Below are 23,780 nucleotides of genomic sequence, written 5' to 3'. Positions count from 1 at the left end.
ATAACTATTCATTACCATAAATACATGTGTAATCGGATACACGACAGATTGCACTTTTTGAGAAAACAAAATTAATTCTCATTGTTGTCGAAATTCCAACATATAAGTTTATGTAAGAAAGCAAAGTGAACTTATCTGTTTAAATATACCCAACTATATTGTCGCTATAAGTCTTCCGACTATAACATTACTTTTAGAAAAGGTGCATTTTGTCGTACACCCTGTGTAACCATTCGGTATCGCAAATACTAAGTTGCTTTTTGCCACAATTATTGTTTGATTTCTTAATAGACCCTAAGTGTTAAAGTAAACCTGCATAGATTACGGTAACTCTAATAAGATTCTAATTTTTTTCTAAACCTTTTCTAACGGCTCTATCTAAGTTGCTGCTCTACTTTTGCAGCTCAAAATTTAAAAAACAGTACAAATTAAAAATGGATCTCCCTCCCCCTAGAAAACAAAAATTATAAACTTCTCATCTGCATGATTGCCATTGGTTTTTTCGCAGTTGCGAATTAAAGACAAAAATCATGTTAAAAACACCTTCAAAAAATAAAACAATTCGCCTTCTTGATGAGAGTTACAACTATCCGCTCGGAATCGAAGCAAGCCCGACAGTCGCCTTCTTAAAAAAAGAAACGGTTATCCCTAAACTAAAATGGGTTTCGAATATTTTCGACTATTTGAGTAGTGCTAATTCTAAAACAAGAGACTTTCTCTATGATTACAACCTATGAATTCACGGTTCGTCTTTCGACAGCCTTACTACTGGGAGCCACTATAGGCATTGAACGGCAATGGCACCAAAAAAGCGCTGGACTCCGTACCAACACATTGGTTTCATTAGGCGCTGCCGCTTTTATCCTGCTCTCCGTTTCGCTAACGGGTAATGGAGGAGATCCAAGTCGAATTGCCGCTCAAATTATCACAGGAATTGGTTTTCTGGGTGCTGGAGTGATTATGAAAGACGGTTTAAGTGTGCAAGGGCTGAACACGGCGGCAACCATTTGGTGTTCGGCAGCAGTGGGTTCACTAGCAGGTGTTGGTTTATTTGCGGAAGCGACAATCGTTAGTGTCGCAATAATGCTTACCCATTTATTGCTTCGCCCAGTTGGTTTGAAATTAAACCAATTACAACCCATAAAATCCACAAATGCCGCTACGGATTATTTGATTACCATAAACTGTAAAACAGAAGTTGAGAATCATCTTCGGGTGATGCTCATGCAAAATTTAGGGTTGCACGATACCTTATTATTAAAATCATTAACAAGTGATGATAATGAAGATCCTTCTATTGCAATCATAACAGCCGAAATAAAAGCTGTTTCGGCACAAGATAATTTAATAGAAAAAATGGCTAGCCGATTAACCATTGAAGAAAAAGTAATAAAAGTGAGTTGGGAAATTATTGGAACCCAAACAGATCTATAAATCAACATATTAAAAACAGTCCAATTATTATTTAAAATTATAAAAGATGAGTGTAAAAGATAAAATGAAACAACCTTTTTATTCCTTAGCCAGTAGCAACGGAATGAATTTAGGGGCTATTACAAAACTGCGTACTGCTTCTCGAAGCAACGACGATTTTGTATATGCTATGCTGGAAAGCTCAGAAAAAGGGCTTACAAAACCTGCCTCTGAAGAACGAATTAGAGAATTTGGATTAAATGAAGTACAGCACGACAAAGCGCCCTCTTGGATAAGCCAATTATTGAAAGCATTCGTAAATCCGTTTATTTTCATATTGCTTATCATTGCTATAATCTCCTTTATCATTGATATATGGATGGTACCTCTGGGAGAAGAAGACTTCAAAACCGTAATCGTCGTTGCCATGATGGTTTTATTTAGTGCGTTGTTACGATTTTTTCAAGAATACCGCAGCAATAAAGCCGCTGAAAACTTAAAAGGAATGGTGAAAACCACGGCTACCGTTTTAAGAAAATTTATGGGCAAAAGAGAGATTGCCATGACCGAATTAGTTCCTGGCGACATTATCTTTCTCTCGGCTGGTGACATGATTCCTGCGGATTGCCGTATTATGCAAAGCAAAGATTTATTCGTTAGCGAGTCGATGCTTACAGGAGAAGCATTGCCTATTGAAAAAACTTTTCTTCCCATTCGTGATGCCGACAAAAAACAACCCATAGAACTCAACAACCTTTGTTTTATGGGGACCAATGTGGTGAGTGGTACAGCAACCGCCATAGTCGTTGCCACTGGAAGCCAGACTTATTTTGGGAGCATTAGCAAAACCATTTTAGGAAACAGACCCGAAACGGCTTTTGATATAGGGGTGAACAAAGTGAGTTACTTGCTCATCCGTTTTATGTTGGTGATGGTTCCCGTAATTTTCCTAATAAATGGTTTTGTAAAAGGCGACTGGATGCAGGCCCTTCTATTTGCAATTGCCGTTGCCGTAGGTCTAACGCCCGAAATGTTGCCTATGATTGTTACCGCCAATCTTGCCAAAGGCGCACTGAACATGAGTAAACACAAGGTAATTGTAAAACGATTGAACGCCATCCAAAATATTGGTGCTATGGATATTCTCTGTACCGATAAAACCGGAACATTGACACTCGATAAAATAGTACTGGAAAAACACCTAAATGTTTTTGGTGTCGAAGATGATGAAGTCTTAAAGTGGGCCTACCTCAACAGTTTTCATCAAACGGGACTAAAAAACATACTGGATAAAGCCGTTTTAGAACATGCCGAACTTCACGATTATTTGAAAGTGGAGGAATCCTTTATGAAAGTGGATGAGATACCTTTTGATTTTCAACGCAGACGCATGTCGGTTATCCTTAAAATGCAAAACGGAAATCATCTGTTGATTTGCAAAGGAGCAGTCGAAGAAATGTTGGATTTGTGTTCCCATAGTTTTGATCCTGGCGAAGACAAGCAACTCCATCTCGAAAATGACAAAGTAATTCCGATGGATCAGAAAATGCGAAATACCGTTTTGCAAACCTCAAAGAAAATGAATGAGGAAGGATTAAGAGTCCTGTTAGTTGCCATTAGGGAATTTGACGGAACACGTCCGTTGACTTATTCAGTAGAAGACGAAAACAAGCTTACACTGACTGGCTTTATTGGTTTTCTGGATCCCGCAAAACCATCGGCAGAACCCAGTATTGCGGCACTTCACAAATTAGGGGTGACCTTAAAAGTGCTTACTGGCGACAATGAAATCGTTACCAAAAAAATCTGTAATGATATTGGAATTCCAGTACAAAATATTGTGCTGGGTGCCGAGTTGGAAATGATGACCGATGCCGAACTTACCCAACGCATTGATACCATTTCGATTTTTGCCAAACTAAGTCCATTACAAAAAGTAAGGGTTGTCAGAATATTAAGAGCCAAAGGGCATACCGTAGGGTTTATGGGAGATGGGATCAATGATGCCGCCGCACTTAAGGAAGCAGATGTAGGTATTAGCGTAGATACCGCCGTAGATATTGCCAAAGAAAGTGCCGACATTATTCTGTTAGAAAAGGATTTAATGGTGTTACGCAAAGGGGTCATTTATGGCCGCAGAACTTTTGGTAACATCATCAAATACATAAAAATGACGGCTAGCAGCAATTTCGGAAATATGTTTAGCATGCTTGGAGCAAGTGCTTTTCTGCCCTTTTTACCGATGCTTCCCGTTCAGTTGTTAGCTCAAAACTTGTTGTATGATATATCACAAACAACCATCCCTTGGGACAAAATGGATGAGGATTTCTTAGAAACACCAAAAAAATGGGATCCTTCAAGTATCCAAAGATTCATGTTTTTTATCGGACCCATCGGTTCCATTTTTGACTTTGCAACTTTTGCCGTGATGTTTTTTTTCTTCAAAGCCAATACTCCAGAACTGCAATCCTTTTTTCAAAGCGGTTGGTTTATAGAAGGTTTGTTGTCTCAAACATTAATTATACACATGATACGCACCAAAAAAATTCCGTTTCTACAAAGTTGGGCAACAACTCCTGTGGTAGCATTAACATCCATAATTATGTTTATTGGTATCGCTATTCCGTTTTCGCCATTAGCGCCAATATTAAAAATGCAACCACTTCCGTTGAGTTATTTCCCTTGGCTGTTTGGAATACTCACCAGCTATTGTTTGCTAACGCAATGGGTAAAAACGTGGTTTATAAAAAAATTTAACGAGTGGTTATAACACTAAAGAAGAATACAATATGATACTAAACAAAACAAAAAATTGCGGGTTTCAAATAGCGAAAGTTCAAAATCGAAACCTCTTATTGGCTCTAATTACGGCAACCGTTCTTACTGCTTGCGGTACTACAGCCGAAACCAAAGAAGAAGAAAATTTTTCTTTGAAGGGAGACACCATTGTAGTTCCTGCCCAATCATCGATTGCGCCCAAACTAAAAATGGAAACGGTCAAAGAAGAGCCTTACCGTTTGAATCTAATAACAGCGGGTACCGTAAAAGCGATTCCGAATTATTATGCCGAAATAGCCCCACCGTTTTCTGGTAGGGTAACCAAAGTACATTTGAAATTAGGAATGAAAGCACAAGCAGGAACACCGCTTTTTGAAATTGTTTCCCCAGATTTCGTCGATGCACAGAAGAATTTTTTTCAGGCAAAGTCAGGATTTCAAATAGCCCAACTTTCGTTGAAACGCCAAAAGGATTTAAGTGCCAATGGTGTGGGCGCACAAAAGGATCTAGAAGAGGCGCAAACCAATTTTGAAATAAATGAAAAAGAATATCAAAATGCCATCGTCAGCTTAAAAATATTCGGGGTAAATGCCAATACGTTAGCCTTTGGACAACCGCTGGTCATTACCTCTCCCATTCCAGGCGAAGTGGTACACAACGAAGTGGTCATGGGACAGTATATAAATACCGAAGATGCCCCCCGAGCAAAAGTTGCCAACCTAAAAAAAGTTTGGGTCGTGGGACAGGTAAAGGAAAAAGACATTCGGTTTATACATGAATTAGATGCTGCAACAATCCAGATAGCGGCTTATCCCGACAGAAAAATAACAGGCAAGGTGTATCATGTTGAAGAAAGCGTTGACGAAGCCACCCGAAGTGTACAGGTTTTAATCGAGTGCCAAAATAATGACAATACACTTAAACCCGGCATGTATGTAACCGTAAACTTTATTGATACGCCTCAAAGCACTTTGTTCGTCCCAGCCAAAGCGGTGTTGCAGTTTAACGACCAAAGTTTCGTATTCGTTCAAATCGCAAAAGGAAAATACATAAGACGTACCGTGGAAACTGGAATTTCAGACAATGGAAAAATAGCCATATTATCCGGACTAAAATCAGACGAAACCATCATAAGTGAAGGTGCTTTCTATCTCCTTGAAGTAAAATAATTAGATATCTCTCGATAATTATCGGAATTAAAAAATAAAACACATATGAAAGAAAATATATTTGGAACAGCCATTACTAAACGCTGGTTAATTTTAGCATTATTCTTGCTACTTTCTTTATTTGGGTATTACTCTTGGACCCAACTATCGGTTGAAGCTTACCCCGATATTGGAGATGTTACCTCGCAAGTGGTAACACAAGTTCCCGGTTTGGCCGCCGAAGAAATGGAACAACAAATCACGATTCCCATCGAGCGCGCCATAAACGGATTGCCTGGTCTGCATGTGATGCGAAGCAAAAGTACTTTTGGCTTGTCTATGGTGACCATTGTTTTTGATGACGGGGTAGAAGATTACTTTGCCCGAGCCAGAATTCAAGAACGCTTAAATGATGTCGAATTGCCTTATGGTGCCGTACCGGGTTTAGACCCTCTTACCTCTCCAACTGGTGAAATTTACCGCTACATCATTGAAAGCAAAAACCATGATTTGCGACAACTAAGCGAGCTACAAGAATACATAATTATTCCCCGTATCAAGCAAGTAGCGGGTGTGGCAGACATCACCAATTTTGGGGGTATCACAACGCAATATCAAGTAGAGCTTGATCCCCGAAAAATAGAGCAATACAATTTATCGCTAAGCGAAGTAACCGAAGCTATCGAAAAAAACAATGCCAATGTGGGCGGTAGCATGGTGGATCGTGGCGACCAATCCTACGTGGTGCGTGGAATCGGTTTGGCAAAAAATCTGGATGATATAGGGCGAATTGTCGTGAAATCGGTAAATGGCGTTCCCATTTATCTCAATGATATTGGGAAACTAAAATATGGAAACCTAGAACGCAAAGGGGCACTTGGGTATTCTGACAAACGTGGGGCTGACTATTCCGATAATATTCAAGGCATTGTGCTTTTGCTAAAACAGGAAAATCCATCGGTTGTCCTAAAAGGCGTGAATGAGGCCGTTGTAGATTTGAACGAAAACGTGCTTCCAAAGGGAGTAAAAATCCATACTTTCTTAGACCGAACTGATCTTGTAAACACTACCCTTACCACCGTTTCTCACACTTTACTTGAGGGAATGGCTTTGGTAATTATTGTGCTAATTGTTTTTCTGGGTAGTTGGAGAGGGGCTTTATTAGTGGCAATTACGATTCCAATCTCATTATTGATTGCTTTTATATTAATGAAATTGACCAATATTCCGGCAAATCTGCTTTCCCTAGGGGCAATCGATTTTGGAATTATTGTAGATGGTGCTATTGTAATGATGGAGACCGTTTTGAAGAAACGAGAAGATAACGAAGACCAAGAACTAACCGAGAAAAGTATTGCCGAAAGGGTAAAAGGAGTGGCTCGTCCAATATTTTTTGCCACCTTGATTCTTATTACTGCTTACTTGCCGCTATTTGCGTTTGAACGTGTGGAGAAAAAATTATTCACACCCATGGCATTTACCGTTGGCTACGCTCTTTTTGGTGCCTTACTAGTTGCCTTATTTCTTATACCGGGACTAGCCTATTTCATTTATCGCAAGCCACAAAAAATGTATCACAACAAGTGGCTCGATAAACTAACTAATGCGTACCACAGTCGCATTCAAAAAATAATGCAAGCTCCCAAAAAAGTGTTTGTGCCATTAATTGCGGTATTGTCTCTTGCTTGTATTCTTACCGCAACGGTAGGAAAAGATTTCTTGCCTCCATTAGACGAAGGGTCTATTTGGTTACAAGTTTCATTACCGCCGGGTATCACTTTAGAAAAATCGAAAGAGATGAGCGACACCCTTCGTCATCGTACACTAAAACACGACGAGGTAACCTATATGATGGTGCAAGCCGGACGTAATGATGACGGAACAGATGCGTGGACCCCTTCGCACTACGAATGCAGTATTGGTCTAAAACCCTACAGCGAGTGGAAATCAGGAAGAACCAAAGCCGATTTAATTAAAGAACTTGCCGCAGAATACGCCACTATGCCAGGATATAATGTTGGTTTTTCGCAACCCATGATTGATGGGGTTATGGATAAAATTTCGGGAGCACACAGCGAATTGGTGGTAAAAATATATGGCGAAGATTATAAAGAAACCCGCCGAATTGCAGAGGATGTCATCAAAACATTGCAAGGTGTAAAGGGAGCCGTTGATTTGGCTATAGACCAAGAACCGCCTTTGCCGCAAATACAAGTTATTGCGGATCGCCAAAAGATTGCCCAGTATGGCTTGAATGTAGATGATGTATCGGAATTGATAGAAGTTGCCCTGGGAGGAAAAGCGGTTTCGCAAATTTTTGTAGGCAATAAAGTCTATGATATTATGACGCGTTATGACGAAGAAAGTCGCAATAGTCCTGAGAAAATAGCAAATTTAATGTTGACCAATTCCGAAGGGAGCAAGATTCCTTTGTCCCAAGTTTGCAACATCAAACTCAATACAGGAGAAAGTACTATTTCTCGAGAGATGAATCAACGACATTTAACCGTTCGTTTGAACTTGAGAGGGAGTGATTTGAGTTCGTTCCTAGCCGAAGCTCAATCTGAAATTGAAGAAAAAGTAAAATACGACCATGAACAATTTAAAATAAAATGGGGAGGACAATTTGAAAATCAAGAACGCGCTTATGGGCATCTTGCCGTAATCGTCCCTTTGGCTTTAGCCCTTATGTTTGTCTTATTGTACGGTGCGTTTGGCAAATTCCGTCAGGCAGGACTGCTGATGAGCATCGTTCCTTTGGCCTTGTTTGGAGGAATGTTAGCCCTAAATGTTCGTGGAATGACACTCAATGTCTCCTCTGCGGTGGGCTTTATTGCCTTGTTTGGTGTGGCGATACAGAATGGCGTAATTATGATTTCACACATCAATCAACTTCGCAACAAAGGAATGGCCTTGCTTGATGCCGTAACGAACGGTGCCAAACAACGCTTCCGTCCCGTATTGATGACCGCAACAGTTGCTGTTTTGGGATTGCTTCCTGCTTCCTTAACCACTGGTATAGGCAGCGATGTACAAAGGCCACTGGCAACGGTAATCGTTTATGGTTTACTGTTCTCTACCGTTCTTACCTTATTTGTTTTGCCTTCTCTTTATTATCTGATTGAGAAAAAATTTGAGCAAGAGGAGGAGGAGTTAGAAAACGTTTAAGCGTTGATTTATTTAACGATTAACAGAATAAACAAATAACCAAATAAACAATTCAATACTATGATTAAAAATATAAAATATAAATGGGTGCCATTTGTTTTACTGATCGGTATTCCGGGAGTGGCAAATGCTCAAATTGACACCACATTTACAAGAACAATAATAAATTATTCGGATTTTCTAACCTTAGTCAGTAAGAACAATTTAGGCTATGCTGCCGAAAAATTCAACATGAATATTGCAGACGCCAATGTAGAAGCGGCCAAAGTTTTCCCAGATCCAGAACTAACCATCGGAGCAAGTGATACTGGACAACGAAGAATGCAGATGGGTTATGGTTTTTCTGGTGAATTAAGCTGGTCATTAGAATTGGGAGGAAAGCGAAAAGCACGCATCAACTTGGCAAAAAGCACCAACGAACTCACCAAGGCCTTACTTGAAGACTACTTCCGCAACCTACGTGCCGAAGCTACTTTGAATTACCTCACGGGTTTGAAACAAAAAGAGCTTTTTGCAGTACAGCTCAGCTCTTATACGATTCTAAAAAATATAGCCGTCTCGGACAGCATTCGTTTCAAGTTAGGAAGTATCTCCGAAATTGATGCCCGCCAAAGCAGACTAGAAGCCAATGCCATGCTGAATGAAGTTTATCAAAGCGAAGCCGATTGGAAGACCGCCCTTTTGCAATTAGGGACGCTAGTGGGGGAGCAAAAAGCAGACGCCTTGTTGCTGCCTTCTGGAGATTTAGCAAAAATGGATCGTGTGTTCGATTTAAACCAACTGATTACTTCCGCCCAAAACAACAGAGCCGATTTGTTGGCTGCGCTCAAGAATAAAACGGTATCCCAAGATGCTTTAAAATTAACCCAAGCGAATCGGGTTTTCGACCTGGGATTCAGTTTGGGAGTAGAAGGCGCTGCTGTTGTAAGTAATGCTGTTGCACCAACGCCCTCTTCAACCGCAGTTTCGGCAGGAATAACCATTCCACTACTATTTTCCAACAACAACAGAGGCGAATTAAAAGCCGCAGAATATGGCTTGCAACAAGCCAATGTGCTATACAAACAAACGGAGTTACAAATTCAGGTTGAAGTTAGGCAAGCCTGGTTTGCTTACCACACGGCACAAAAACAGGTTCGCCAATTTAATACTGGTTTACTTGCTGATGCAAAAGGAGTATTAGACGGTAAGATTTATAGTTACAAGCGAGGAGAAACTTCGCTGCTGGAAGTATTGAGTGCACAACAAACCTATAACGAAACACAGCTCAATTATTATGAAACGTTATACAACTACGCAGCAGCCTTAGTAGAATTGGAAAAAACAGCTGGCATTTGGGATATTAATTTTTAAAATAAAGAAACAATGAAAACAATACTTACAATAGCACTGATGTTATTTTTGTCAATAACAGCCAGTGCACAACAGGAAAAGATCACTTTTGGCATTAGTGGCGGTATGAACTGGTCGACACTCAGAGGCAGTGACATCGACAGTTTATCAACTGGGGGTGCATCAAAAGGGTCAATCAGTGCTGTAATCGGCATCACTCTCGACAACAAAACAACCAAGCATTTTGGACTAAAACATGAACTTTTTTACAGCAGACGATTGACTACAGTAGAGATGAATGATGCTATTAACCCTATTTTTACCAGTAGCCTTAGGCGTCAATATCTTGATCTATTTCCCGCTAGTCCAACTTTTTATTACAAAGGATTTCAGCTCTATGCAGGTCCCTATTTAGGCATTTTGTTAAATGCCTCCATTCAGCGCAAAGATGATGATGGAAACCTATATACTGATAAAACTTTTTTTGGCTCTAGTGAATCTTCCGGTGGTTATAGCCAGAAAATGGATGCTGGAATTGTAATGGGTTTAAATTATGAATTACCAAACGGACTTAATTTTGGAGCGCGCTGTATTCGTGGATTTGTGCCCCTGATTGAAAATGCAAATACACAAGAAGAGCAATGGAAGATTTACAATCAAAGTTTTTTTGTCACCATGGGGTATAAATTTCAATAAATTTCAATTTTCAACTATATCACGTTTAGGAAAACTATGGACTAACAACAATAACGGCTGTTTTTTTTTGATATTAACAAACCGGTGGCTAAATTTATCTAACTATTTATGAAATCGTTATATTTGTGGTCAAAACAAATTACAATGAATCCAAAGATATTAATTATAGGCGCTTGCGGGCAAATAGGCACCGAACTAACGCACCAACTTAGAGCATTATACGGAACGGAAAATGTTATTGCTTCCGACATTCGAAAATTGAATACCGATGTCGTCAATTCAGGACCCTTTGAAGTGGTCAATGCTTTAGATTTTAACCAAATTGAAAATTTGGTAGAATTGCATCAAATTACCGACGTGTATTTAATGGCAGCCCTGCTTTCTGCGACAGCCGAAAAAAATCCTGCTTTTGCTTGGGATTTAAATATGAACTCGTTATTTCACGTTCTGAATTTGGCGAAAGCCGGAAAAATCAAAAAGATATTCTGGCCTTCCAGTATAGCCGTTTTTGGGCCAACAACACCCAAAGAAAACACCCCGCAATACACTGTTATGGAACCTTCTACCGTTTATGGAATCAGCAAACAAGCCGGCGAAAGATGGTGCGAATACTACCATAACATCTTTGGAGTCGACGTGAGAAGTATCAGATATCCTGGTTTAATCAGTTGGACCACACTCCCAGGCGGAGGAACTACCGATTATGCTGTTGACATCTATCACAAAGCACTTTCTGATAAAAAATACGAATGCTTTTTAGCTGCAGAAACCAAAATGCCGATGATGTATATGGATGATGCCATTGCAGCTACCATCAATATTATGAAAGCACCGGTTGAACAAATTAAGATTCGATCTTCCTATAATTTGGCGGCGATGAGTTTTACCCCAACCGAAATTGCTGCCGAAATCAAAAAACACATTCCAGAACTGGAAGTAACGTACGCACCGGATTTCCGTCAAAAAATTGCCGACAGTTGGCCTGCAAGCATTGACGACAGCCGCGCTAGAGAAGATTGGGGCTGGAAACACGAATTTGATCTAGAAATGATGACCGTCGATATGATCAAAAATCTAAGTCCGCAATACAGTACCGACTTATAGAATAATTCCAAAAATTCACGTCCATAATCATCCATTGGGCGTGCCACCATTAGAAAAAGAGGCCTACTTATCGCAGCGCGTATTCGGCCTCTTTCCCTAATGCTGTCAGGCTATTGCCGTTACAAGGTAACTTGGCGCTATCCTTCACGCAGCATCCGTGTCCCGAAGATATTATTCGTTTAAAGAACCTGTTCTTCCACAAACCACTCACTCAATATTGTCTCACCTCAAAATTGTCCTTCCGAGGAACGAGGAATCTCCACAATACTATTCCGCAATGCTATTCCGTTTTTTTAATTTTCTTAGTCGAATAAGATTGTCGAGCTACTCGCGGAGATCTCTCCTTCGTCGAGATGACAATATTATGATGAAAAGTTTGAGAACAAAAAACTGTACTGACCCAAATTACGGGTTTATAGAATTTCCGTACTAATTGCAATAAAAACAATTCATAAATAACGTTTCACTAATAATCCTCTTTGATTTTTGCCAATTATTTAACGGTTTGTCCCTGCGATTTATTTAAATTGCAAATGCATTAAAAACAGGAAAATGGTATGTCAGAAATAGATCCAGAAAGAGCGCGCCTAAAATTAAGAACCGACAATAAAGGCTGGAAAAAGTGGGGTCCTTATCTAACGGAACGCCAATGGGGAACCGTACGAGAAGACTATTCTCAAAATGGTTATGCCTGGGGAAGCACCACTCACGACATGGCCCGCTCCAAAGCGTATCGATGGGGAGAAGAAGGTATTGGGGGGATTTCAGACAACAAACAGCACATCTGTTTGGCTTTTGCTTTTTGGAACCACAAAGACCATATTCTAAAAGAACGTTTTTTTGGACTAACCCCTTCCGAGTCGAACCACGGAGAAGACGTAAAAGAAATCTACTTCTATCAAGATTCCACCCCTACCCATTCCTATCAAAAGATGCTTTATAAGTATCCTCAAACTGCTTTTCCGTATGAAAAACTAATCAAAGAAAGCAAAAAACGATCCCGTCAGGAACCCGAATACGAACTACTGGACACAGGGATTTTTGATAACGATGCCTATTTTGATATTTCCATAGAATATGCCAAAGCCGAGGAACAGGACATCTTAATCAAAATTACCGTAGAGAACCGCTCAAAGGAAGCCGCTCCAATTACAGTATTACCCACCATTTGGTTCAGGAACACTTGGAGTTGGGGATATGAGAATTACAAACACAAGCCAACCTTAACTGGCGTTGGAAAAGCTGCAATTGAAGTCCACCATCGCTTAGTGGGTCACTTTCATTTGTATGCCGATCATGCCGAAGAACTTTTATTTTGCGAAAACGAAACCAATTTGGAGCGCTTGTACAAAACCCCAAATCCCACTGCTTATACCAAAGACGGCATCAATGATTATATTATCAATAAAAATGCAGCAAGCATAAATCCAAAGGGTACAGGCACCAAAGCAGCTGTAAAATATGACGATATCATTCCTGCCAATGGTCAAAAAGTCTATCGCCTTCGATTTACAAATACCACTACAAATAATCCTTTTGCCGATTTTGATACCCTCTTCGAAAAAAGAACTCGGGAAGCCGATGCATTTTATGCTCCCCTCCAGAAAGAAGTTACAGATGAGAAATTAAAATCCATTCAGCGTCAAGCGTATGCGGGAATGCTTTGGACCAAACAATGGTATTATTACAATGTCTTTGAATGGCTAAAAGGAGATCCCTCTACTCCAAAACCAGAAGGAAACAGAAAGACTGGGCGAAATAGTACTTGGAAACATTTATATACTTCCAACATTCTTTCTATGCCAGACAAATGGGAATACCCTTGGTTTGCGGCATGGGATTTGGCCTTCCATACCTTGCCTTTGGCCAGATTGGATCCTGATTTTGCCAAAAGACAATTGTCAGTTATCCTTAGGGAATATTACATGCACCCAAACGGGCAAATCCCAGCTTATGAATGGTCGTTCTCGGATGTCAATCCACCAGTTCATGCTTGGGCCACCTGGAAAGTATATGAAATTGACAAAGAAGCCAATGGTGGCGTTGGAGATACCGTTTTCTTGGAACGTATTTTTCACAAACTGTTACTGAATTTCACTTGGTGGGTAAATCTCAAAGATGAAAATGGGAATAACATCTTTGGAGGTGGATTCCTTGGCATGGATAATATTGGAGTATTTGATCGCTCCGCCGATTTACCCACAGGAGGTCATCTCGAACAAGCCGACGGTACGGGTTGGATGGCCATGTATTGCCTAAATATGTTGCGAATAGCCTGTGAAATTTCATTGAAAAATCCCGTTTATCAAGATATGGCTTCCAAGTTCTTTGAGCACTTTCTACAAATTTCGGGAGCGATGCAATCAATGGGAGACAACAAACTTAATCTTTGGGACGATGAAGATAAATTCTTTTACGACATGCTCCACAAAGAAAATGGCGATGCCGAATTGCTAAAAATACGCTCAATGGTTGGGTTGATCCCTCTATTTGCCGTCGAAGTATTAACTCCGGAGTTGTTAGAGAAATTACCCGCTTTTAAACGTCGTGTCGAATGGGTTCTAAAAAACCGTCCGGACTTAGCGAGTTTAGTTTCGAGTTGGTATCATCATGGCAAAGGAGAAAGTCGTTTGCTTTCTACCCTTAGAGGGCATCGAATGAAAATGATCCTAAGACGCATGTTTGATGAAAATGAATTTTTGTCGGATTTTGGGGTACGATCTTTGTCCAAATACCACAAAGAACATCCCTATAAATTCAAACATGACGGAGGAACCATTCAAGTCGATTATACTCCAGCCGAAGCCACCGGAGATATGTTTGGCGGAAACTCGAATTGGAGAGGGCCTATTTGGTTCCCCATGAATTATTTGATTTTAGACTCTTTAGAAAAATTTCACAGCTATTACGGAACGGACTTCAAGGTAGCATTCCCAACCCATTCGGGGCAAATGGTCACGCTACAGCAAGCTTCTGAAGGAGTTGCCAAACGATTATTATCGCTTTTTATACCGGATGCCAACGAGAAAATTCCGATGTATGGAGAATACGAGAAGTTTCAAGAGGATGCTCTTTTCAATACAAACCATTTGTTCTTTGAGTATTTTGATGGAGATACTGGCAAAGGTCTAGGCGCCAATCATCAAACGGGATGGACGGGATTGATTTCTGAAATTATTAGACACTTGCATGAGGAAGTGGAATAGGTAGTCTTTTTGTGTCTTTGCGAGGAACGAAGCAATCTCACTAACAAGGGCAACTTAGTGAATTATTGAAACGGACATACGATATGAGATTGCTTCGTTCCTCGCAAAGACACACGAAAACTTTATTCCAACTAAAAAGAGATCTCATTGAAAACCCTAAATTTCTAAGTTTACCCTAATGATCTTAGGATTGGGTAAGGGATAGACGCTGGCTACCGAAGTAGCGCAAATAGCCCGACAGCAGTAGCAAAAGGGGCGAGTAAGCAGCACTAAAAGTAGCCCCTTTTGCTAGTGGTGTTACCCCCAAATAATTGTTGTATAAAAAAAGGCTCTTTTAAAACGTTACATTTTAAAAGAGCCTTTTTTTATATTTTTATGAAATATTACTTCACTTCATAAATATTATTGCCTTGTTTGATATCTGCCATTAAACCGCTAGCATCTATGGTAATTTTCTTGATGGTAGCTTTCGGTTTTGAGATGTTAAATTCAAAAGTAGGATACGCCCAAGCCCAATCGTTAAGGACCGTTCTGGTAATGGCGGGAGTTGGGTTTTCTTTTTCGAAACTCATCATGCGCAACGGGATGTAGAAACTCTCTTTGGTACCATCCGTATATTCTACCAATAGATCAATTGGCATTGGCATTCTACCAATTCGTTCAAGGGTTACGGTTGTTTTATCGGCATTGTCTTTGACTTCTTTGATTCCGTAATCGATAGTGTTCAGTGTTTCTGTCCAATCGACCAAGTACCAATCTAAGTTGGCTCCCGAAACACGCTCGGCAGTTCTCTTAATATCGTTTGGTGATGGGTGTTTGAATTTGAAATCCTGATAGTATTTTTTCAGGGTTTTGTTTACGTTGTCCTGACCAATCACATAAACCAATTGCGACAAGAAAATACTTCCTTTTACGTAAGACGAAATACTATACGGACGGTTTTCATCATAACGATCTCCGTGCGTGGTTTGTGGTTGCTCCTTACCAGATTCTACTAATTTATAATAGGCTGCATAGTTGGGTTTGAATGGGTTTTCTTCTTTTTTGTCTTTCAATTCATTCAGTGCCGAATCTTCGATATAGGTGGTAAAACCTTCGTCCATCCAAGGGTGTTTGGATTCGTTGGACGCCAAAATATGTTGGAACCAAGAGTGCCCCAGCTCATGTGTAGCCGTACCTAAAATTCCTTCCAGTTTTCCGTTACCCAGCATCAAAGTACACATGGCATACTCCATTCCGCCATCACCTCCTTGTATAAACGAGTATTGTTTGTATGGATAATCACCAACCGTTTTGTTGTAATCATCCATCACTTTTACCATCAAAGGCTCTAGTTTTTTCCAGTTTTCTACAACAGCCGGTGTATTTTTGAAAAAGAAATGCAAATCGACATTGTTGGGTCCTTTTACTATATCGTGCACGTAATTTTTATCGGCAGCCCAAGTAAAATCATGCACCATTGGGGCTACAAAATGCCAAGTCAAGGTTTTTGTTTTTTTTGGATATACTACGGTAACTCCAGCATCTTGGTAGCCATGCCCCATTTCGTTTGGATTTTGCAAATAACCAGAACCTCCCAAAGTATAGTCTTTGTCGATTGTAATGTTGACATCAAAATTCCCCCAAACACCGTGAAATTCTCTGGCGATATAAGGATCAGCATGCCAACCTTCAAAGTCAAATTCAGCCATTTTTGGGTACCATTGTGCCATTGATAATTCGATACCTTCGACATTATTGCGTCCCGAACGACGAATTTGCACCGGTACTTGACCATCAAAATCTAGGGTAAAAGTCGTTTTTGAATTTGGCAGAATCGGTTTGGCCAAAGTAACTTCTAGAATCGTCCCTACTTCTTTGGCAACAGCCACAACGCCGTCTTGTTTGAAATTTGAAATTCTCAAATACCCAATTTCGTTGGGTTTAAGGTTTTTGATTCGGCTTTCTTTTACCTCTTTGTCATCTACTTTTATTTTGGTTACCATACGACCATCAGGGTCTTTGATGGTTTGCAGTCTAGCATCCATTTCGCTTCCCGGTTGAAAAGCATTATTGTACAAATGATAGTACACTCTCTTCAACGTATCCGAAGAGTTATTAGTGTAAACCAGTTCTTGTTTTCCCTTGTACTGGTAGGTTTTGACATCCATAGTGACGTCCATTTTATAATCGACCTGTTGTTGCCAGTAACCCGAATTTTGGGCGGATAGATTCACAATACTTACAGAAAAGAATACGAATAAATAGAGTTTGCGCATGGTATTTAAAAATAAAAAATGGAAGAACAAAAGCCCTTCCATTGGATTAATAGTAGTTACAATTATTTCTTAGACATTTTCTCGGCCATCACTAATGCATTATAGGCATTGACCATTTTTCCTGATTTAGAAGAATTGGCTGCTGTGCTTGATTCTTGTTTTTCGCCCAAAAGTACGGTGGCAGGAAGTGGCATTCCAGATTCCATCAAGATTTGTTTTACTTGTTTGGCTGATAATTTTGGGTAATACGAACGAACCAAAGCGGCAACTCCAGCAGCATTAGGCGCAGCCATAGAAGTTCCTTGTAAATATTTGTATTTGTTGTTTGGGATGGTTGCGTAAATTTCATCCCCAGGAGCAAAAACATCTACGTTAAAAGTACCATAATTTGAAAACTCTGCGATTACACTTTGTCCGTATGCATTATTCAAAGCACCTACGGTCAACACATTCGAAGCAAATTCTTTTTTATTGTCATCGGAGTCATTTGGGAAATTTGTATTTTCAGCCAAATCGATATTATTTCCATCATTCCCAGCGGCATGAACAAACAAAACGTCTTTCTTTTCAGCGTATTTAATGGCATCAAAAACCCATTGCTTGTGAGGAGAATAACTTTTTCCGAAACTTCCGTTGATTACTTTGGCTCCATTATCTACTGCATAACGAATGGCCAGTGCAATATCTTTGTCGTACTCATCTCCGTCTGGAACCGCTCTTACGGCCATGATTTCAACATTATTGGCAACTCCGTCACCCCCAAGATTATTGCCTCGTACTTGAGCAATAATTCCAGCAACGTGAGTTCCATGAAGGGCTTCTTCTTTGTCTGGTCCATAAACAGTATTGTTTCCGTATTTGGTATCTTTAATGTCTTCTGGATTATCACCTACAATTTTTCTACCATCAAACTCTTTGTTTAAATTATAGTTCAATTGATCGTAAACATATTTGCTATACTCTTCGATTTCCGCTCTAAAAGTAGGCCCTGCATTGGTCAAAATACGGGTCATGACCATTTTACTTTTGGTCAAATCAGGATCGGTAGTAATGATTGCGTTCAAATCTTCAACAGTATAGACTTCCTTATTCAAATGTTTTTGAATGGATTTATCTGCCCCCATCAAGAAATCGACTTGCTGTTTGTCTTGCAATGCTTTATTGTATTTTTCATTATACGCAGCCAGTGCACTTTTGTAGGTTGCGGATCCGTCATCGCCTTTTTTTACGCTACGGGTCATTTCTAGTGTTTCTTTTCCGGCATTACCCAGAAAATTCCAACCGTGAATATCATCAATGTAACCGTTTTTATCATCATCTATTCCGTTTCCGGCAATTTCTTTTTTATTGGTCCAAACTATGGATTTCAAATCTTCGTGATCAATGTCAATACCCGAATCTACAATCCCAACAATTACTTTAACCCCTTTTTTGCCTTTTAGTAATTCCGCATAAGCTTTATCTACGCTCATTCCCGGAATACTGTCTTTGGCCAAATCCAGATGCGACCATCTTTGCAATTCGGGTTCACTCAGTTTTCCTTTTTTACCAGTGTATGTAGTCGATGTTTGCGCATTGGCCGAAAGACATAATGACAAAGCCGCGAGTAATGCTAATGAAGTTAGATTTATTTTTTTCATGTACGTATTTTCCAATTTTAATAATCAACTCCAAAAATAGTAGAAGTAAATTACATATTACGCAATCGTTAACGGTATTTTAAGATAAAACACCTCTGGAAAAAGGTTTTTATTACAAAAATAATATTAGTAGGATATCACTAAATAATACCGTAAGAAAATGGATTATTTTTCGTACTCTTGCACCGCCTTATATTTAAAGACAACTTTTATGAAAACAAAATTACTTATTGTATTTGCATTTTGCACTTTTAATTTATTCTCCCAAACCAATGTAGTCCCAAACGGTGGATTCGAAACTTGGACCAATAGTACAACATTGTCCGACTGGACAATAAAAAACAATGTAACCCAAAACACTTCTAGTTTTACCGAAGGGAGCAAAAGTGTACAACTGTCTATTGCAAACAACACCACTAGACCAGAAATAATAGCTCAAGTTCCTATGACCGCTGGTAAAACGTATACTGTAAAATTTAAGTATAAGGATCCAAACGGAAACTTTAACAGTCAACATCCCATAAGTTTAAACATTAAGCAAAACGGCAGTTCTACAACGATATCCAGCAGTACTTTTGCCACTGACAACAATTGGACTGTAAAAGAAACTACTTTTACCCCAGACCAAAACATGTCGTATGACTTGAGTATTTCCTTATTTACTTTTGATACTGAGGCATTTAATATTTTGATTGATGACGTACAAGTGTTTGTTCAAGCAACTGAGCAATACACCCTAATCCCTGATCTAAATTTTGAGAAAAAACTAATTGAGTTGGGAATTGATTCTGCTCCTGCCAATGGGAAAGTAGCAACAAACAAAATTAACACATTGACTTCGTTGAATGTTTCTTCAAGCTCAATTGCTGACTTAACAGGTATTCAGGATTTTGTAGCTTTAGAATCGTTAGATTGTCAAGAAAACAATTTAACTATTTTAGATCTCTCTAAAAACGGAAAATTGACAGATGTAAATTGTTCTACAAATCAATTAACCAGTTTCATCAACACTAGCAATCTAAATTTGACACATTTAAACTGCGATTCTAATCAATTAAATTCACTAGTTGTTTCTAAATATACTGTATTAACAAATTTATTTTTTAATTATAATAAGATAACTGTAATTGATGTTTCATCAAATACTTTGTTGGAGAAATTAGAGTGTTATTCAAACTTACTTACTGAATTAAACATTACAAATAATACATCTCTAATAGAGTTAAGTTGTGGAAAAAATCAATTAACAAGTTTAAATACTTCCAAAAATCTCGCTTTAGCTTATTTAAGCTGTTCTTACAATCAAATATCTAGCTTAAATCTTTATAAAAACACAGCTTTATATGGTTTAGGTTGTTCAAATAATAAATTATCTACCCTAGATATTTCTGCAAATGTGGCTTTAACTGGTATTTTCTGTCATGTAAATGAATTGACAAGTCTTGATCTTTCGAGAAATTCAGTTCTGCTACTTTTAAAATGTAACAATAATAAATTATTAAGTATAAATTTTAAAAATGGCAAAAACTCAAGTATTGACACGAATAATCTTCCTAATTTCAAAAACAATCCTAATCTGAAATGCATACAAGTTGATGATGCTGCTTATTCAAACAATAATTGGTCAACTTTAAAAGATGCTACAGCAACCTATAATACGGTTTGCACGACATTAGGAATAGAAGAATCTATTTTTGATAAAATCGCTATCTATCCAAACCCAACCAAAGGGGAATTGCACATTGACAATATTGTTCTTGAAAAAGTAACTGTTTATGATGCTTTAGGAAAGTTAGTGAAAACAACTACATTTACTTCTGGAGCTAATGACAATACGATACATTTAACTGGATTGCCAAAAGGAATCTATTATGTGTTTCTAGAAAGCGAAGGAGCCAATACCGCTAAGAAAATTATAGTGGAGTAAGTAATAAATCATCCAAGTGAGATTGCTTTGTTCCTCACAAAAACTGCACATAAAACCCCCATTTTCAAATCGATGAAAATGGGGGTTTATTTTTAGAGTTAACTTTATCTAGATTTTAAAAAATATCTGTACAACTAAATACTTCCTTCAATCGCACTCCTTTCTCGGTATGCTCTACGGTTATAATTTCGTTATGCGCATCATGTTCCAAAAACAAATAGTAATTGTTATCGGCGGCGGCGTTCAGGAATTTTGCTTTCTCGGGCATCGTCAATAAAGGTCTGGTATCATAACCCATTACGTACGGCAAAGGCAAGTGTCCAGCTGTTGCCAATAAATCGGCACAAAAAACAATCGTTTTATCTTGGTATTGAATGTGCGGAATCATTTGCTTCTCGGTATGACCATCGGCATAAAAAATTCCAAATCCCAACTCATTTGAAATTCCAAAATCTCCATCGGGTCTAGGAACAAAATGCAATTGTCCATTTTCTTGCATCGGCAAAATATTCTCGGAAAGAAATGACGCTTTCTCTCTCGGATTCGGTTTTGTGGCCCATTCCCAATGATTCTCGTTACTCCAGAATTTGGCGTTTTTGAAAGCGGGTTCATAGCCGGTTTTGGCTGCGTTCCATTGCACGCTTCCCCCGCAATGGTCAAAATGCAAATGTGTCATAAAAACGTCGGTAATGTCATCGCGATGAAAACCGTATTGAGCCAACGATTTGTCCATAGAATGCGTTCCCCAAAGCGAGTAATACCCGAAAAACTTGTCGGATTGTTTGTTTCCCATTCCGGTATCAATCAAAATCAATCGGTTCCTGTCTTCAATCAACAAACAGCGTGCGGCAATATCAATCAGATTATTTTCGTCGGCAGGATTGGTTTTGTTCCAAATGGTTTTGGGAACCACACCAAACATAGCTCCACCATCGAGTTTAAAATTGCCTGTTTCTATAGGATAAAGTTTCATTTTTAAAAAATTTTATTCAAATGTAATATGCCTTCAATTATTCTCTTTTTAATTTTAGAAATAGGCAGTGGTTTTTTTAATTTTGGAGGGCCAATTTCGGGGTCAATATCTCCAAAGTATTCCAATCCCCTTATTACTGTTTGCGTATTTAAGTTCATAAAAACCGAGCATTTGATTGATAGAAAAATGTTCAAGCAGAAAATAAATATCAATAAAATCCTTTAATCGTTTACCTGACTGAGCTATTGCATTGAGTTTCATAGCGGCAATATCTTCCAAGGATAGATAAGTAATGCCTTCCTCGGTAATGGGTTCATTTATTAATGGATAATTATGGCGAATGAAATCAGTTTTAATAGAATTGATAAAACACATCAATGTATTTTCTCTCTCAAAAGACTTGAAAAATTCTTTGTTTTCTGCTAATTTTTCAACAAATTCTTGCGTTGAAAATTCGTTTTGAGTAAATAAGTCGATGTCAATAGAATTTCTATGACCTAATTTTAATGCTAATGCCGTTCCTCCGACCAAATAAAATTCCTTCAAGAAATCTAGCCTTTGTAGTTCTTGAATTAGCGAAAAAGTTTCTGGATTTATGATAAATGGGTCTTTACAGAACATCGAAATAATCTGATTTTAAAAATAATTTACTAAATTCTTTGTCTCTGTTTTGCAATTGAGCCGACCATTCTATTGTTTCAATAATTTTTTCGTGGGGATAATAATGTACTATTTCTTTCCAATCTTCCATAGTCCCTCTTTCTAAAACTCTTTCAATAACAATTTTATACGATTTATCGTAATTAAAGGTATTTAAATCGTATTCCCAGAGTAAAAATGCTGGTATATTTGGTTTTTTCATCGTTTCCATAGCATTACAAATTTAATCATTTTAAAAATAGTACCTGCTATTTAATGGCAATAGTTGCTCCAATTTAGCCAAAGCTTTGTCCATAGAATGTGGATCCCAATATATAGGATTCAAAAACAACCTAAAACCATTTTGAAACGAATTCCAGAATTCAAGCAAATAAAAAAGCCTGAACTCCATTTGGAATTCAGGCTCAATTTAATTTTTAATGGCTGAAAACAATTTCTTCAGTTGCAAATTTTCTTTAAACTGAAAAGGTTTTATTTTAATCAATTCATTAATATCTCTTATTCTTTCGGTAGTAACAGGATGCGAACTTAAAAATTCCGGAATACTGACAACCTCTTCATCCTGTAATCGCTTGAATAAATTAGACATCCCTTTTGGGTTTACTTTATTTAAAGCGATAATTTCAAACCCTTCCACATCAGCTTCATGTTCAAATTTTCTAGAGTAAGACAACGATTGCAAACTATTCACATTATCACCAATTGTTGCCATAACCCCATTGGCATCTCCCAAAACTGCGGATACAAATAAATAGCCTGATAAATTCCTGCACACCATTTTCATAGAGTGCCGATGATTCACATGAGCCACTTCATGACCAATAAGTCCAACTAATTCGTCATAATCTTTCATGGTATTAAGTATCCCCGAAAAAACGACAATATTTCCATCCGGAAGTGCAAAAGCATTCACCATTTCTGAATTTACAACCGTGAATTTTAATTTTTTGGTGTTTTTTAAGTTCAACTCACTTGCAAATCGATTTAAAGCTCTTGTCTTTTCAGTATCAACATCATTAAAAAGCATGTTTTGGTCAAAAAAAGTTTCTCCTAATTGAGAATCATAATCTTCTGGAATGAGTACCACCGCTTTTTCTGCTACAAATGGAAGGACATAAAAATAACCTAATCCAATAATTGCAAAGATAAAAACGGTAAAAAGGATATGGGCTTTGATTCCCATATCCATTAGTTTTTGATACCAACTTAGATTCCCTTTCTTTTTTCTAAAATCATGAATCCTTTTTATAAAATCGCTGTCACTAATTTTTATATTTTGAATAGGATCATTTCCATATTCAAGATATACGTTTTTTGACTTTATTTCGAAAACAACCAAATCTAGATCCCAAGAATGTTGCTGATTATTGATAGTTTCAAAAACAAGAACACTTTTCTCAACATCAAAAATTAATTCAATTTCTTGCGGAATAGCTGATTCTCCATCAAAGAAAATCCCAATTATTTTTTCTTGCAT

16 protein-coding genes are annotated in these 23,780 nt (G+C 38.3%); 10 read left to right on the top strand and 6 right to left on the bottom strand.

What is annotated here, in order from left to right; genetic code table 11:
- The first annotated feature begins 530 nt into the window (after window positions 1-530).
- The 9 genes from FNW52_RS03325 (at window position 531) to FNW52_RS03285 (ending at window position 14,845) form a co-directional block, all read left to right on the top strand.
- Window positions 531-737: a hypothetical protein gene (locus tag FNW52_RS03325; RefSeq protein ID WP_143376004.1), complete on the top strand. Its 207-nt coding sequence runs from the start codon at window positions 531-533 to the stop codon at window positions 735-737.
- A complete protein-coding gene (locus tag FNW52_RS03320) occupies window positions 721-1,434 on the top strand; it encodes an MgtC/SapB family protein (RefSeq protein ID WP_255515471.1) in 714 nt (237 codons plus the stop codon). Before FNW52_RS03325 ends, FNW52_RS03320 begins: the two co-directional genes overlap by 17 nt.
- Before the next feature lie 46 nt (window positions 1,435-1,480).
- The gene (mgtA, locus tag FNW52_RS03315) at window positions 1,481-4,183 is read left to right on the top strand and encodes a magnesium-translocating P-type ATPase (RefSeq protein ID WP_255515469.1); all 2,703 of its coding nucleotides are present in this window, start codon (window positions 1,481-1,483) and stop codon (window positions 4,181-4,183) included.
- 19 nt (window positions 4,184-4,202) lie between these two features.
- Entirely contained in the window at window positions 4,203-5,360 is a 1,158-nt protein-coding gene (locus tag FNW52_RS03310) for an efflux RND transporter periplasmic adaptor subunit (RefSeq protein ID WP_143376003.1), read from the top strand.
- Between the two features lie 45 nt (window positions 5,361-5,405).
- Window positions 5,406-8,507, top strand: a complete 3,102-nt coding sequence (locus FNW52_RS03305) for an efflux RND transporter permease subunit (protein ID WP_143376002.1) — start codon at window positions 5,406-5,408, stop codon at window positions 8,505-8,507.
- A gap of 60 nt (window positions 8,508-8,567) precedes the next feature.
- Window positions 8,568-9,860 carry a TolC family protein gene (locus tag FNW52_RS03300; protein WP_143376000.1) on the top strand — a complete coding sequence of 431 codons (1,293 nt, stop codon included), beginning with the start codon at window positions 8,568-8,570 and terminating at the stop codon, window positions 9,858-9,860.
- Window positions 9,861-9,872: 12 nt separating this feature from the next.
- Window positions 9,873-10,535, top strand: a complete 663-nt coding sequence (locus FNW52_RS03295) for an outer membrane beta-barrel protein (RefSeq protein ID WP_143375999.1) — start codon at window positions 9,873-9,875, stop codon at window positions 10,533-10,535.
- A 144-nt stretch (window positions 10,536-10,679) separates the two neighbouring features.
- Window positions 10,680-11,639 (top strand): L-threonine 3-dehydrogenase, encoded by a 960-nt coding sequence (locus FNW52_RS03290; protein WP_143375998.1) that lies wholly within the window; start codon window positions 10,680-10,682, stop codon window positions 11,637-11,639.
- A 557-nt stretch (window positions 11,640-12,196) separates the two neighbouring features.
- The gene (locus tag FNW52_RS03285) at window positions 12,197-14,845 is read left to right on the top strand and encodes a glucosidase (RefSeq protein WP_143375997.1); all 2,649 of its coding nucleotides are present in this window, start codon (window positions 12,197-12,199) and stop codon (window positions 14,843-14,845) included.
- Between the two features lie 383 nt (window positions 14,846-15,228).
- Here FNW52_RS03285 and FNW52_RS03280 read toward each other — a convergent pair whose 3' ends face one another.
- Together FNW52_RS03280 and FNW52_RS03275 are read right to left on the bottom strand one after the other, a co-directional pair.
- Window positions 15,229-17,103, bottom strand: coding sequence for a M1 family metallopeptidase (locus FNW52_RS03280; RefSeq protein ID WP_143375996.1), 1,875 nt, complete (start codon window positions 17,101-17,103; stop codon window positions 15,229-15,231).
- A gap of 62 nt (window positions 17,104-17,165) precedes the next feature.
- Window positions 17,166-18,743, bottom strand: coding sequence for a S8 family peptidase (locus FNW52_RS03275; RefSeq protein WP_143375995.1), 1,578 nt, complete (start codon window positions 18,741-18,743; stop codon window positions 17,166-17,168).
- Between the two features lie 211 nt (window positions 18,744-18,954).
- On the opposite strand from FNW52_RS03275, the gene FNW52_RS03270 reads away from it, so the two are divergent.
- Window positions 18,955-20,670 carry a T9SS type A sorting domain-containing protein gene (locus tag FNW52_RS03270; protein WP_185965908.1) on the top strand — a complete coding sequence of 572 codons (1,716 nt, stop codon included), beginning with the start codon at window positions 18,955-18,957 and terminating at the stop codon, window positions 20,668-20,670.
- 115 nt (window positions 20,671-20,785) lie between these two features.
- Here FNW52_RS03270 and FNW52_RS03265 read toward each other — a convergent pair whose 3' ends face one another.
- The 4 genes from FNW52_RS03265 to FNW52_RS03250 form a co-directional block, all read right to left on the bottom strand.
- Window positions 20,786-21,643 carry an MBL fold metallo-hydrolase gene (locus tag FNW52_RS03265; protein WP_143375993.1) on the bottom strand — a complete coding sequence of 286 codons (858 nt, stop codon included), beginning with the start codon at window positions 21,641-21,643 and terminating at the stop codon, window positions 20,786-20,788.
- Between the two features lie 102 nt (window positions 21,644-21,745).
- Entirely contained in the window at window positions 21,746-22,264 is a 519-nt protein-coding gene (locus FNW52_RS03260) for a nucleotidyl transferase AbiEii/AbiGii toxin family protein (protein WP_143375992.1), read from the bottom strand.
- Window positions 22,254-22,514 carry a hypothetical protein gene (locus FNW52_RS03255; protein ID WP_143375991.1) on the bottom strand — a complete coding sequence of 87 codons (261 nt, stop codon included), beginning with the start codon at window positions 22,512-22,514 and terminating at the stop codon, window positions 22,254-22,256. The genes FNW52_RS03260 and FNW52_RS03255 overlap by 11 nt, the downstream gene beginning before the upstream one ends.
- A gap of 198 nt (window positions 22,515-22,712) precedes the next feature.
- A complete protein-coding gene (locus FNW52_RS03250) occupies window positions 22,713-23,780 on the bottom strand; it encodes a M48 family metallopeptidase (RefSeq protein WP_143375990.1) in 1,068 nt (355 codons plus the stop codon).

Origin of the sequence: Flavobacterium sp. ZT3R18 (assembly GCF_007097385.1) — a bacterium.
Classification (GTDB): Bacteria; Bacteroidota; Bacteroidia; order Flavobacteriales; family Flavobacteriaceae; genus Flavobacterium.
Note: the sequence above shows the minus strand (reverse complement) of the source record. Positions and strands in the feature narration are given on the sequence as shown.

Bases quoted from the DNA above. Each gene is read 5' to 3' on its own strand.
- FNW52_RS03325 (WP_143376004.1), top strand. From the start codon at position 531: ATGTTAAAAACACCTTCAAAAAATAAAACAATTCGCCTTCTTGATGAG.
- FNW52_RS03320 (WP_255515471.1), top strand. From the start codon at position 721: ATGATTACAACCTATGAATTCACGGTTCGTCTTTCGACAGCCTTACTA.
- mgtA (WP_255515469.1), top strand. From the start codon at position 1,481: ATGAGTGTAAAAGATAAAATGAAACAACCTTTTTATTCCTTAGCCAGT.
- FNW52_RS03310 (WP_143376003.1), top strand. From the start codon at position 4,203: ATGATACTAAACAAAACAAAAAATTGCGGGTTTCAAATAGCGAAAGTT.
- FNW52_RS03305 (WP_143376002.1), top strand. From the start codon at position 5,406: ATGAAAGAAAATATATTTGGAACAGCCATTACTAAACGCTGGTTAATT.
- FNW52_RS03300 (WP_143376000.1), top strand. From the start codon at position 8,568: ATGATTAAAAATATAAAATATAAATGGGTGCCATTTGTTTTACTGATC.
- FNW52_RS03295 (WP_143375999.1), top strand. From the start codon at position 9,873: ATGAAAACAATACTTACAATAGCACTGATGTTATTTTTGTCAATAACA.
- FNW52_RS03290 (WP_143375998.1), top strand. From the start codon at position 10,680: ATGAATCCAAAGATATTAATTATAGGCGCTTGCGGGCAAATAGGCACC.
- FNW52_RS03285 (WP_143375997.1), top strand. From the start codon at position 12,197: ATGTCAGAAATAGATCCAGAAAGAGCGCGCCTAAAATTAAGAACCGAC.
- FNW52_RS03280 (WP_143375996.1), bottom strand. From the start codon at position 17,103: ATGCGCAAACTCTATTTATTCGTATTCTTTTCTGTAAGTATTGTGAAT.
- FNW52_RS03275 (WP_143375995.1), bottom strand. From the start codon at position 18,743: ATGAAAAAAATAAATCTAACTTCATTAGCATTACTCGCGGCTTTGTCA.
- FNW52_RS03270 (WP_185965908.1), top strand. From the start codon at position 18,955: ATGAAAACAAAATTACTTATTGTATTTGCATTTTGCACTTTTAATTTA.
- FNW52_RS03265 (WP_143375993.1), bottom strand. From the start codon at position 21,643: ATGAAACTTTATCCTATAGAAACAGGCAATTTTAAACTCGATGGTGGA.
- FNW52_RS03260 (WP_143375992.1), bottom strand. From the start codon at position 22,264: ATGTTCTGTAAAGACCCATTTATCATAAATCCAGAAACTTTTTCGCTA.
- FNW52_RS03255 (WP_143375991.1), bottom strand. From the start codon at position 22,514: ATGGAAACGATGAAAAAACCAAATATACCAGCATTTTTACTCTGGGAA.
- FNW52_RS03250 (WP_143375990.1), bottom strand. From the start codon at position 23,780: ATGCAAGAAAAAATAATTGGGATTTTCTTTGATGGAGAATCAGCTATT.